Source organism: Xenorhabdus sp. PB61.4 (assembly GCF_963894935.1).
GTDB lineage: Bacteria > Pseudomonadota > Gammaproteobacteria > Enterobacterales > Enterobacteriaceae > Xenorhabdus > Xenorhabdus stockiae.
Genome location: NZ_CAWQJR010000018.1, coordinates 1 through 12,252, shown reverse-complemented (window position 1 = coordinate 12,252; position 12,252 = coordinate 1). Strand labels below are relative to the sequence as shown.

The following is a 12,252-nucleotide window of genomic DNA, read 5'->3' as shown; positions in this document are numbered from 1 at the left end:
AAAAATAATTAACAGACATCCAATAAAGAGTATGGTTAGTTAATAAAAGCTTCTCTATTTTTCATTAAAAATCCTTCCATTATTTATTTAACTGCTTGTTTTTTCGAGTTGAGTAATACTGTTTTTGACACATTCATTCATGACATAACCGTCTATTACTGGATGTTGTTGCAATATTTTGTGATGAAGACGGTCTTTTAATCTGTGATGATTGCATTTTGTTAAAATAATGTTTATTTTCTTTTTTTGTTTGAATCTTAGTGTGATCCCATAGATAAAATCAAATGAGAAAAATTATTTTTATCAAAGTGTTATTGATTTCTCTGTTTACATCTTATATCTAAGAACAAACAATTACTTTAATGATTTAATAAACATATTATAAAAAATAGTATAACAAACCTGGTGTGGGTTGAATCTTAAACACATAAATTATCTTTATTTAATAAAATAGGTTATCGGGATTGTTAGATTAAAAAACGATTAATTTGCTGTTTATCACTTGGAGAGAATAATGAGAAAAATACCATCAAAGTTGAGTCAGTTGATTTCTTCTATCGTTTTATTATCGTTTCCCATAGCACAAGGGATGGCGGCGAAAGTTCCCGCTGGGGTAGTGTTGGCAGAAAAGCAGGAAGTTACCATTAATAATGGTGTTGAGGTTGTATCATTAGACCCTCATGTCGTTGAAGGTGGTCCAGAAACCAATGTTATTCGTAATTTATTTGAAGGGTTGGTGACTACTGATCTGAATGGCGAAACTGTGCCGGGAGTAGCCGAAAAATGGGAAAATGAAGGCTATCAGGTATGGACTTTTTATCTACGTAAAGATGCTAAATGGAGTGATGGAAAACCTGTTACGGCACAGGATTTTGTCTATAGCTGGCGCCGTCTTTCTGATCCAAAAGTAGGCTCCCCTTATGCCAGCTATTTGCAATATACCTATATGTTGAACGCAGATGCTATCTTACAAGGAACGAAATCGCCTGAACAGCTGGGCGTAAAGGCTCTGGATGAGCAGCGTTTTCAGGTAACACTAAGTCGCCCTGTTCCTTATCTTATTAACATGTTAAGCCATACTCCGCTGAAACCTGTGCGGCAGGATGTTGTAGAAAAATTTGGCATTAAGTGGACTTCGCCAGAAAATTTTATTGGCAACGGATCTTATATATTAAAAGAGTGGGTTATTAATGAGCGAATGGTTTTAACACGCAACCCGCATTACTGGAATAATAAAGAATCCATTATAGAAAAAGGCATTTTACTGCCTATTGTTTCGGGTGTCAGTGATGTAAACCGTTATCGCAGTGGGGAAGTGGATATCACTCATGATGCTATCCCGCCAGAACTCTACCAGAAAATGAAACAAGATATTCCCGATCAACTCCGAACAGTACCTTATCTATGTACATTTTATTACGAAATTAATCATAAAAATCCGTTATTTAAAGATAAACGAGTGCGTGAAGCCATTAAGCTGAGCCTTGACAGAGATATTATTACTGAAAAGATTATGGGGCAGGGGCAAATTCCGGCATACGGCTTCACTCCTACTTATATTGGTGGTGGCCTTACTGTTAATCCAGAGTGGGCAAGTTGGACACAGGAACAACGTAATCAACGGGCAAGAGAATTATTAAAAGAAGCAGGTTTTGATGCCAGTAACCCACTAAAATTCAGCCTGCTCTATAACACTTCAGAACAAAACAAGCAGCAGGCTATTGCAGCCGCATCCATGTGGCAGAAAAATATTGGAGCAAAAGTCACGTTACAAAATCAGGAATGGAAAACTTCATTGCAAAATCGTCATCAGGGAAATTATGACGTAGTAAGAGCAACATGGTGCGGCGATTATAATGAACCTTCATCCTTCCTAAATTATTACTTATCAGATAGCAGTAATAATACGTCGTTCTATAACAGTGAAGCCTTTGATAACTACCTCAATCAGGCTCTGACAGCCAAAGATGAGAAAACACGTAAAGAATTTTATCAGAAAGCGGAAGCTCAGCTTGATGCTGATTCAGGAACAATTCCTGTGTATTACCGGGTTTCCACACGCCTGATTCGCCCGACTGTCGGTGGTATGACAGGAAAGGATCCTCTCGATTATGTTGATCTTAAGAATTTATATATTAAGAAATTAGATAACTAATTGTTATTACAAATATTCTATTGCTGTAAATAAAACGATTCCTTTTGGGATGCAGAAAATAATTAACCCTGAAAATGGGATGGCTTTTACGAAAGCCAGATGAATCAATAGGAGTAATAAGAAGATGGTAAACATAACAAGAAAGAAAATTGCTGCTGGCGTTGCAGTAGCATTGGGCATGATGATCGGAGCACAGGCATTTGCGGCAAAGGTTCCTGCGGGTGTACAGCTGGCAGAAAAACAAACGCTGGTGCGCAATAATGGTTCTGAACCACAATCACTGGATCCCCATAAAATAGAAGGCGTGCCGGAATCAAATATTGCCCGTGATTTGTTTGAGACACTGGTGATTAATGATCCTGATGGCAACATTATTCCCGGTGTTGCGGAAAGCTGGGAACACAGCCCGGATTTTAAAACTTGGACATTCCATTTCCGTAAAGATGCAAAATGGTCAAATGGTGATCCTGTCACTGCACAGGATTTTGTTTATAGTTGGCAGCGGGCAGTTGATCCAAACACGGCATCCCCTTATGCCAGTTATATGCAATATGCCCATCTTTTGAATGTTGATGAAATTATCAAAGGTAAGAAAAAACCGGAAACCTTGGGTGTTAAAGCATTAGATGACTATACATTCCAATTAACACTCAGCGAACCTGTGCCTTATTTAGTCCGATTAATGGTTCACACATCAACATCACCTGTCCATCGTGCAACTGTTGAAAAATATGGAGAGAGATGGACACAACCACAGAATTTTGTCGGCAACGGTGCGTATAAAGTGAAAAGCTGGGTGATTAATGAGCGCCTTGTTTTCGAACGTAACCCGATGTATTGGGATAATAAAAATACTGTTATTGATCAAACCACTGTTTTACCTATCTCCTCTGAAGTCACTGATGTCAATCGTTATCGCGCTGGCGAAATCGAGATGAGCTATGACAACTTACCTGTTGAATTGTTCCAAAAACTGAAAAAAGAAATCCCTGAGCAATTGCGCACTAACCCAAAATTGTGCACCTACTACTACGAAATTAACAATGAAAGGCCACCATTTAATGATGTTCGGGTGCGCACCGCATTGAAATTGGGTATGGATAGTGAACTGATGACTCATAAGGTGAAAAATCAGGGAGATGTAACTGCTTATGGTTATACACCACCTTATATTGCCGATTTTAAAGATGTAAAACCGGATTGGTATACCAAATTAACTCAGCAACAACGTAATGAAGAAGCGAAAAAACTTCTGGCTGAGGCCGGGTTCACCAAAGATAATCCACTGAAAGTTAAGTTACTGTACAATACTTCCGATCTACATAAAAAGTTAGCTATTGCCGCCGCCTCCATCTGGAAAAAGAATATCGGGGTTGAAGTTTCTCTTGTAAATCAGGAATGGAAAACGTTCCTTGACTCCCGCCATCAGGCTAACTATGACGTCGCCCGTGCTGGCTGGTGTGCTGACTATAACGAAGCCTCTACCTTCCTGAATCCAATGTTATCGAATAGTAGCAACAATACTGCCCACTATAAGAGCAAAGAATTTGATGCTCTAATGAAGCAATCACTGCAAGCTAAGACAGATGAAGAGCGCGCCGAAATTTATGCTAAGGCAAATGCTCAACTGGATAAAGATTCTGCAATTGTGCCTCTCTTTTACTATACAAACTCACGTTTATTAAAACCTTACGTAGGTGGTTACACCGGCAAAGATCCGCTGGACAACTTCCATACCAAGGATATGTACATTATCAAACATTAGGAATCAGCAGGTGGTTTAAGTAATAAACCACCTGTGTATCAGATAATTAATGACCATGGTTTGGTCAGACAATAGGAACGGGCAATGCTGAAATTTATTTTACGCCGTTGTTTAGAGGCGATCCCGACACTTTTCATTCTTATTACCATTTCGTTTTTCATGATGCGTCTTGCGCCGGGCAGCCCATTTACCGGAGAAAGAAAACTCCCGCCTGAAGTTATGGCGAATATCGAAGCGAAATATCACCTGAATGATCCTATCTATAAACAATATTTCAATTATTTGGTTCAACTTTCGAAAGGGGATTTTGGCCCTTCATTCAAATATAAGGACTACAGTGTAAATGATTTGGTGGCCGAGGCGTTGCCCGTTTCTGCTAAATTAGGGGCTGCTGCCTTTATTATGGCAGTGATATTTGGTGTTAGTGCGGGAGTCATTGCGGCACTGAATCAAAATACAAAATGGGATTACACGGTAATGGGATTTGCCATGACAGGGGTTGTTATCCCCAGTTTTGTCGTTGCTCCCTTATTGGTTCTGATATTTGCAATTACACTAAAATGGTTGCCGGGAGGTGGCTGGAATGGCGGGGCACCTAAATATATGCTCTTGCCAATGGTTGCATTATCCCTTTCTTATATTGCCAGTATTTCCCGTATCACTCGCGGTTCCATGATTGAAGTTCTGCATTCCAACTTTATCCGAACAGCAAGAGCGAAAGGGCTGCCATTGCGGAAAATTATTTTCCGCCATGCACTGAAACCAGCCTTACTTCCTGTCATTTCCTATATGGGGCCCGCCTTTGTCGGCATTATTACTGGCTCGATGGTTATTGAAACTATCTTCGGTTTGCCCGGTCTGGGGCAATTGTTTGTTAATGGTGCTTTAAACCGTGACTACTCACTGGTGCTCAGCCTGACGATTTTGGTGGGTGGGCTGACCATTATGTTCAACGCTATCGTTGATGTGTTGTATGCCGTCATCGATCCGAAAATCCGTTACTAAGACTGGAGCACGCAATGTTACTGAATAAGAAAAATAGCGAAGCTCTGGAAAATTTTTCTGAGCAGCTGGAAATTGAAGGCCGCAGTTTGTGGCAGGATGCACGTCGTCGTTTTATTCATAATAAAGCAGCAATTACAAGTTTATGTATATTGTTTGTCATCACATTGTTTGTCATTTTAGCGCCTATGTTATCTCAGTACACTTACGATGATACTGACTGGAACATGATGACCATGCCCCCTGATTTTGAATCCCACCACTATTTTGGTACAGATTCATCAGGCCGTGATTTGTTAGTCCGTGTTGCTATTGGTGGGCGTATTTCACTTATGGTTGGGATAGCAGCGGCTTTGATTGCCGTGATATTCGGCACATTATATGGTGCTATGTCAGGCTATCTTGGTGGCAAAGTCGATATGGTCATGATGCGTCTGCTGGAAATTCTGAACTCCTTCCCGTTTATGTTCTTCGTCATCCTGTTAGTGACTTTCTTTGGGCAAAACATTCTGCTGATTTTTGTTGCGATAGGTATGGTGTCATGGCTGGACATGGCGCGTATTGTCCGGGGGCAGACATTGAGCCTCAAACGCAAGGAATTCATTGAAGCTGCTCTGGTGTGTGGTGTATCCAGCCGTAATATAGTTCTGCGTCATATTGTGCCGAATGTGTTGGGTGTTGTGGTGGTTTATGCTTCATTATTAGTACCAAGCATGATCCTGTTTGAATCTTTCCTGAGCTTTCTTGGTTTGGGAACGCAAGAGCCGCTCAGTAGTTGGGGGGCATTATTAAGCGATGGTGCCAATTCAATGGAAGTGGCTCCGTGGTTACTCCTGTTTCCTGCGGGCTTTCTGGTGTTAACCCTGTTCTGTTTTAACTTTATTGGTGACGGCCTGCGAGATGCCCTCGACCCTAAAGACCGTTAAGGAGAGCCTATGAATAGCGTAGAAACGATAAAACAAGCTAAAAGCGCTGAATCACTATTAACGGTGAAAGATTTAAATGTGGTATTCAGTACGCCTGATGGCAACGTAACAGCAGTAAATAAACTAAATTTTGACTTACAGGCCGGAGAAACTCTGGGTATTGTTGGGGAATCCGGTTCAGGTAAATCTCAGACAGCCTTTGCCTTGATGGGGTTACTGGCCAGTAATGGTACTGTCAGTGGTTCTGCTGTTTTTAACGGACGTGAAATTCTTAATTTGCAAGAAAAAGCGCTGAATAAAATGCGGGCGGAAGAAATCTCAATGATCTTCCAAGACCCGATGACATCTCTTAACCCTTATATGCGCGTAGGTGAGCAACTTATCGAAGTGCTGATGCTACATAAAAATATGAGCAAAAGTGCGGCCTTCGAAGAATCTGTTCGAATGCTGGATGCTGTTAAGATGCCTGAAGCGCGTAAGCGGATGAAAATGTTCCCGCATGAATTTTCTGGCGGCATGCGCCAGCGTGTCATGATAGCAATGGCATTATTGTGCCAGCCTAAACTACTAATTGCAGATGAGCCGACGACTGCACTGGACGTCACTGTTCAGGCACAGATCATGACATTGCTGAACGAACTAAAAAAAGAACTGAATACAGCCATTATTATGATTACTCATGACCTGGGTGTTGTTGCTGGTATTTGTGACAAGGTGTTGGTTATGTACGCAGGCAGGACGATGGAATATGGTACTGCCCGTGACATATTTTACCATCCGACACACCCTTATTCGATTGGCTTACTTAATGCTGTTCCCCGGCTGGATGGCGATGAAGAATCTTTGGCTACAATTCAGGGTAACCCACCAAACTTATTGCGCTTACCAAAAGGTTGCCCATTTCAGCCTCGTTGCCAGTTTGCGACTGAACATTGTGTGAGTGAAGAACCCCCGCTGGAACTATTTAACCCCGGACGCTTGCGTGCCTGCTTCAGACGTCAGGAGGAATTAGTATGAATACAGTTACTGAAAAAAAAGTCCTTCTGGAAGTGGATGATTTGAAAGTTTACTTTGATATCAAAGATGGTAAGCAGTGGTTTTGGCAGCCTTCTAAAGAGCTGAAAGCCGTAGATGGTGTTACCCTGCGATTATACGAAGGGGAAACACTGGGCGTAGTAGGGGAATCCGGTTGTGGTAAATCAACACTTGCCAGAGCAATTATTGGATTAGTTAAAGCCTCTGGTGGCTCAGTGACCTGGCTTGGCCAGAATCTATTTGATCTCAATGACAAACAGTGGCGGGATATTCGCAATGATATCCAGATGATTTTTCAGGATCCTTTGGCCTCTCTTAACCCGCGTATGACTATTGGTGACATCATCGCCGAGCCACTGAAAACCTATTATCCCAAAATGAAAGATGTGGAGATAAAAGAAAAAGTCAAAAAAATGATGATGAAGGTAGGGTTATTACCGAACCTGATTAACCGTTATCCTCATGAATTTTCAGGTGGTCAGTGCCAGCGTATCGGAATTGCCCGCGCCCTGATATTGGAACCTAAACTGATTATCTGTGACGAACCTGTTTCCGCACTGGATGTTTCTATTCAGGCACAGGTTGTAAACCTGTTGCAGGATTTGCAACGGGAAATGGGGCTTTCCCTGATTTTTATCGCTCACGATCTTTCGATAGTAAAACATATTTCAGATCGCGTATTGGTTATGTATTTGGGGAACGCAGTCGAACTAGGGACTTACGACGAGGTGTACCATAATCCTCTGCACCCATATACTCGAGCATTGATGTCAGCAGTGCCAATTCCTGACCCTGATAAAGAGCGCTATAAACAGATTGAATTACTGGAAGGGGAACTGCCTTCACCAATCAATCCGCCATCCGGATGTGTATTCCGTACCCGATGCCCAATGGCTGATGCGGAATGTGCCAAAACCCGGCCATTGCTAGAAGGTAGCTTTAAACATGCCGTTTCTTGCTTAAAGGTTGATCCGCTGTAGAACTCAATATCTCAAAAAATAGATAAATAATACCGCTCGCATTCATACGAGCGGTTCTTTAATTATCTGTGTACTTTCTAAATCCACTGAATCAGAGATGAATATTTTTGGCTGGTTTGATAATGAAGGCCATCTTTTAAATTAAAAAAATATCTGCTTATTTATTGTATTTAAGTGAGTTTGATGATGATTCCTATCGCATGTTTCTGTACAAAACAATAGGAAAGAATACAGGGATATACTTAATCAAATCTACTAATTACATATGTTTAATATATGCTTTAATCTTAACTGTTTTGATAATCTGATTTATCTTTGCAGGTGTGGTAACTAATACAGATTATTTTAACACTATCATTATGGTTTGATAGTGGTTGATATACTTATTGTATTATATTGCTGCGGTTTTTTTATAAATTACGTTCATATACAGGCTGTTTCTATCTGAATTGGCGGAGAGTAATACCATAAAGGAATAAGAGTTAATATCACTTAGTTAATTATTTTGTATGACATTAAGTCATAATGTGTGAGATTTAAACATGCTCAATCATGAGGTTAATTCACGAAAAATAAGTTTAACTAATGTATTGTTGATTTTGATTTCTTTCTGATATTTAAATTAGTTATGACTCATAAGGTTCCTGTTACTTAGGGTGCTATGGCTTGCTTGTGTTTTAAAGCTACGTTTTCTGAGTAATCAGGAAATGATTGAGAGCAAGAAAGTCATTGCTATTGGACAGCGGACAGCCACGTGTTTTAAAGGACAAAAACCATGTCAGACAGTTTCCAGAATGAAGTTCCCAAGGCTCGCGTTAATATTAAGCTCGATTTACACACGGGCGGGGCACAAAAGAAAGTGGAATTACCCCTGAAATTATTAGTGATGGGTGATTATAGCAATGGCCAAGAACAGCGCCCCCTTTCTGAGCGTGAAAAAATCAACATTAACAAAAACAACTTTAACAGTGTACTTGCTGACTTTCAGCCCGGAGTTAAATTAACTGTTGAGAACACTCTGGCGGGAGATGGGAGCGAAGAAAACGTGGCCCTGAGCTTCAAGGACATGAAGGATTTTGAGCCTGAACAAGTAGCCCGTCAAATCCCACAGCTTCGCGCTATGTTAGCGATGCGTAATCTGCTACGCGACCTTAAATCTAATCTACTGGATAACGTAGAGTTCCGACGTGAACTGGAAGTAATTTTGAAAGACTCATCTCTGAGTGACGAACTACGCAGTGAATTGGCCGGTCTGGCCCCGAAACATGATTAATTTAATGGATACCTTGACTACAGGATTATGCTGATGTCTGTAAATACTGAAACTATGCAAGGGGCACAAGAGACGGTGCTGGCTCAGGGAACGGTGCCAGAAGGTGTATATGCGGCGCTGTTTGAGAAAATCAACTTGAACCCGGTTTCAACGCTGGGGGATATCAATGTATATCAGGATAATGCGGCTCTGGCGGATGCGACAGCGGATGAGCGTGTGACGGCAGCGGTGCAGGTATTTCTGGAGCGTTTGAAGTCTGCGGGGCAGAAAGTAGAACGACTGGATAAGACTTTACTGGATCACCATATTGCGGAGCTGGATCAGCAAATTAGCCACCAGTTGGATGTGGTAATGCATCATCCGGAATTTCAGAAAGTAGAATCAGCGTGGCGCGGGTTGAAATTTTTGGTGGATCGGACGGATTTTCGTCAGAACGTGAAAATAGAAGTGCTGGATGTGGCGAAAGATGATCTGCGTCAAGACTTTGAAGATAGCCCTGAAATCATTCAAAGCGGCCTGTATCACCACACCTATATTCAGGAGTATGACACTCCGGGTGGTGAACCGATAGCAGCGATAATATCCGACTTTGAGTTTAATCGTAGCCCGCAGGATGTGGCTCTGTTACGTAATATTGCCAAAGTGTCTGCTTCGGCGCATATGCCGTTTATTGGCTCAGTAGGGCCTGCCTTCTTTGGCAAGGAAACAATGGAGGAAGTGGCAGCCATCAAGGATATCGGTAACTACTTTGACCGTGCAGAATATCTGAAATGGAAAGCATTCCGGGATTCAGACGACGCACGTTATATCGGGCTGACTATGCCACGCGTATTGGGCCGTCTGCCATATGGGCCGGATACAATTCCAGTACGCAATTTCAACTACGTTGAACAAGTAAAAGGGCCGGATCACGAGAAATATTTGTGGACTAACGCGACATTTGCGTTTGCAGCGAATATGGTGAAAAGCTTTATCAATAACGGTTGGTGTGTACAAATTCGCGGGCCACAGGCGGGCGGCGCGGTGAAAGATCTACCAATCCATTTGTACGATTTAGGTACGGGCAGTCAGGTGAAAATTCCGTCAGAAGTGATGATACCGGAAACGCGCGAGTTTGAATTTTCTAGTCTGGGCTTTATCCCGCTGTCGTATTACAAAAACCGCGATTATGCATGTTTCTTCTCTGCTAACTCCAGCCAGAAACCAGCACTGTACGATACAGCGGATGCAACAGCCAACAGTCGCATTAACTCGCGCCTGCCATACATCTTCCTATTATCACGGATAGCGCACTATCTGAAATTGATCCAGCGTGAAAATATCGGCACGACAAAAGATCGCCGTTTGCTGGAGTTGGAGCTGAATAATTGGGTACGTGGGCTGGTAACAGAAATGACTGACCCGAGTGATGACTTACAGGCATCGCATCCGTTGCGTGATGCGAAAGTCGTAGTAGAAGACATTGACGATAACCCGGGCTTTTTCCGTGTGAAACTGTATGCAGTTCCTCATTTTCAGGTTGAGGGAATGGACATTAACTTGTCACTGGTTTCTCAGATGCCGAAAGCCAAAGCGTAATTAAAGATTGTACCCAGTTGATTTCAAGGTGTGGTTAGAAAAGTCACTGTTTGAAAACTGATAGGGATATTACGAAAAATGGACGCTTATCATGGATAGATGAGCACCTTAATAATTTTAGTCATTGCATTCTTAGGAATGGAACTGGCTGAAATTATTAAAGAGCAGTAGTAACTTTACTGACTTACTTTGCAATACGGGATTACGGTTTTGATGTTGTCCGGTTGCATTTAAAGATACGGCATCTGACAGGAGGTTAGTTGTTGTATCAACCTATTGTATTAAAAATTAATTTGTTATTACAGGTTAGCCCTGTCAGATAACAAATGAATGTCTTCACCGGAACTTTGTGAAGAATTTATTTAAATTATGGAGAAATAAAAATGGCAATTCCTGTCTACCTATGGCTGAAAGATGATGGCGGTGCGGATATTAAAGGCTCTGTTGATGTGCAAAGCCGCGAAGGCAGTATCGAAGTTGTTGCACAGGATCATAACCTGTACATTCCAACGGACAATAATACCGGCAAACTGACAGGTACTCGTATCCACACCCCATTTATTTTTGTTAAAGAAATCGATGCCTCCAGCCCTTATCTGTACAAAGCAGTTACCACTGGTCAGACGCTGAAAACCGCAGAATTCAAATGGTACCGCATTGATGATGCAGGTCAGGAAGTGGAATATTTCAATACCACTCTGGAAAATGTAAAAGTCGTGAAAGTCGCACCGAAGATGCACGATATTAAAGATCCAGCGAAAGAAAAACATAACCACTTGGAAGAAATCGAGTTGCGTTATGAAAAAATCACCTGGACTTATAAAGACGGTAACATCATTCATTCCGACGCATGGAATGAGCGTACTACGGCCTAATTAAATTGTATTTTAGCAGGCGGGAAACCGCCTGCTTTTATAGAAACAGTATTATTTTTTCCTTGTTGAATTTTTGGATAATCTCTTATAAATAAAATATCCATTTAGGAAATGATAAATTATTTAAATAGGTTAACTAGATTGACGAAAAGCTTCCTCAGCTTCCTTAGCTTTCCTAACTTCCTCATCATTCGGAAACTGCCAGGCTGTTTTCTTAAAATATATAATCTTGATTTCATGTAAAGCATCACCCTCTGCTTTAGGGCAATATACATCAAAGTTGCCTTCGAATTCATTTTTATCCACTAGAAAAACAGCTTTCTTAGGTGATGTATTGCTGCTTACTAGATTTAGTTCTTTTATAGATTCAAAGTCTTCCTTTGTTAGAATAATATCATATTTACGATACTTACCAATACAATTTTCCATGTATTCTCCAATTGTTTTAAATGCCAAAGTAGCAGCATCCTCTGATGCTTTTCTAGCTCCACTTATCATTGCCTTACCAGTGTGATTGGCGAGTCTACCTCCAAACGTAGAAGAACTAATGTGATTGTTAACACTATTAATTATAGTCCGCATTATATTTGAATTTGCTACATTCGTAATATTTATTATATCTAATGTTATATTCTCCAATAGATTAATTAATCCCTCTCCAAC

General features: G+C 41.1%; 10 protein-coding genes. 9 read left to right on the top strand and 1 reads right to left on the bottom strand.

Going from position 1 to position 12,252, the window contains the following annotated elements; translation table 11 throughout:
• The first annotated feature begins 514 nt into the window (after positions 1 to 514).
• From AACX68_RS02170 to AACX68_RS02130, 9 genes are all read left to right on the top strand, one after another.
• Positions 515 to 2,155, top strand: a complete 1,641-nt coding sequence (locus AACX68_RS02170; RefSeq protein WP_228860461.1) for an ABC transporter substrate-binding protein — start codon at positions 515 to 517, stop codon at positions 2,153 to 2,155.
• Between the two features lie 124 nt (positions 2,156 to 2,279).
• Positions 2,280 to 3,920, top strand: coding sequence for an oligopeptide ABC transporter substrate-binding protein OppA (oppA, locus tag AACX68_RS02165; RefSeq protein ID WP_228860460.1), 1,641 nt, complete (start codon positions 2,280 to 2,282; stop codon positions 3,918 to 3,920).
• Positions 3,921 to 4,004: 84 nt separating this feature from the next.
• Positions 4,005 to 4,925: an oligopeptide ABC transporter permease OppB gene (gene oppB, locus AACX68_RS02160; RefSeq protein WP_099108083.1), complete on the top strand. Its 921-nt coding sequence runs from the start codon at positions 4,005 to 4,007 to the stop codon at positions 4,923 to 4,925.
• Positions 4,926 to 4,939: 14 nt separating this feature from the next.
• Positions 4,940 to 5,848: an oligopeptide ABC transporter permease OppC gene (gene oppC / locus AACX68_RS02155; protein WP_099108082.1), complete on the top strand. Its 909-nt coding sequence runs from the start codon at positions 4,940 to 4,942 to the stop codon at positions 5,846 to 5,848.
• A gap of 9 nt (positions 5,849 to 5,857) precedes the next feature.
• Positions 5,858 to 6,865 carry an ABC transporter ATP-binding protein gene (locus AACX68_RS02150; RefSeq protein ID WP_228860459.1) on the top strand — a complete coding sequence of 336 codons (1,008 nt, stop codon included), beginning with the start codon at positions 5,858 to 5,860 and terminating at the stop codon, positions 6,863 to 6,865.
• A complete protein-coding gene (gene oppF, locus AACX68_RS02145; RefSeq protein ID WP_099108080.1) occupies positions 6,862 to 7,863 on the top strand; it encodes a murein tripeptide/oligopeptide ABC transporter ATP binding protein OppF in 1,002 nt (333 codons plus the stop codon). Before AACX68_RS02150 ends, oppF begins: the two co-directional genes overlap by 4 nt.
• Positions 7,864 to 8,638: 775 nt before the next feature.
• Positions 8,639 to 9,136, top strand: coding sequence for a type VI secretion system contractile sheath small subunit (gene tssB / locus AACX68_RS02140; RefSeq protein ID WP_228860458.1), 498 nt, complete (start codon positions 8,639 to 8,641; stop codon positions 9,134 to 9,136).
• Between the two features lie 27 nt (positions 9,137 to 9,163).
• Positions 9,164 to 10,714 (top strand): type VI secretion system contractile sheath large subunit, encoded by a 1,551-nt coding sequence (tssC, locus tag AACX68_RS02135; protein ID WP_228860457.1) that lies wholly within the window; start codon positions 9,164 to 9,166, stop codon positions 10,712 to 10,714.
• Positions 10,715 to 11,097: 383 nt separating this feature from the next.
• Complete coding sequence (locus AACX68_RS02130; RefSeq protein WP_099124064.1) at positions 11,098 to 11,589, top strand: Hcp family type VI secretion system effector; 492 nt, start codon at positions 11,098 to 11,100, stop codon at positions 11,587 to 11,589.
• A 132-nt stretch (positions 11,590 to 11,721) separates the two neighbouring features.
• Here the strand turns inward: AACX68_RS02130 and AACX68_RS02125 are convergent.
• Positions 11,722 to 12,252, bottom strand: a 531-nt coding sequence (locus AACX68_RS02125; protein WP_228860456.1) for a hypothetical protein, incomplete at its 5' end; no start/stop codon positions are given.

Coding starts and splice junctions, on each gene's coding strand:
- oppF (WP_099108080.1), top strand. CDS start 6,862: ATGAATACAGTTACTGAAAAAAAAGTCCTTCTGGAAGTGGATGATTTG.
- oppA (WP_228860460.1), top strand. CDS start 2,280: ATGGTAAACATAACAAGAAAGAAAATTGCTGCTGGCGTTGCAGTAGCA.
- AACX68_RS02130 (WP_099124064.1), top strand. CDS start 11,098: ATGGCAATTCCTGTCTACCTATGGCTGAAAGATGATGGCGGTGCGGAT.
- tssC (WP_228860457.1), top strand. CDS start 9,164: ATGCTGATGTCTGTAAATACTGAAACTATGCAAGGGGCACAAGAGACG.
- AACX68_RS02170 (WP_228860461.1), top strand. CDS start 515: ATGAGAAAAATACCATCAAAGTTGAGTCAGTTGATTTCTTCTATCGTT.
- oppB (WP_099108083.1), top strand. CDS start 4,005: ATGCTGAAATTTATTTTACGCCGTTGTTTAGAGGCGATCCCGACACTT.
- oppC (WP_099108082.1), top strand. CDS start 4,940: ATGTTACTGAATAAGAAAAATAGCGAAGCTCTGGAAAATTTTTCTGAG.
- AACX68_RS02150 (WP_228860459.1), top strand. CDS start 5,858: ATGAATAGCGTAGAAACGATAAAACAAGCTAAAAGCGCTGAATCACTA.
- tssB (WP_228860458.1), top strand. CDS start 8,639: ATGTCAGACAGTTTCCAGAATGAAGTTCCCAAGGCTCGCGTTAATATT.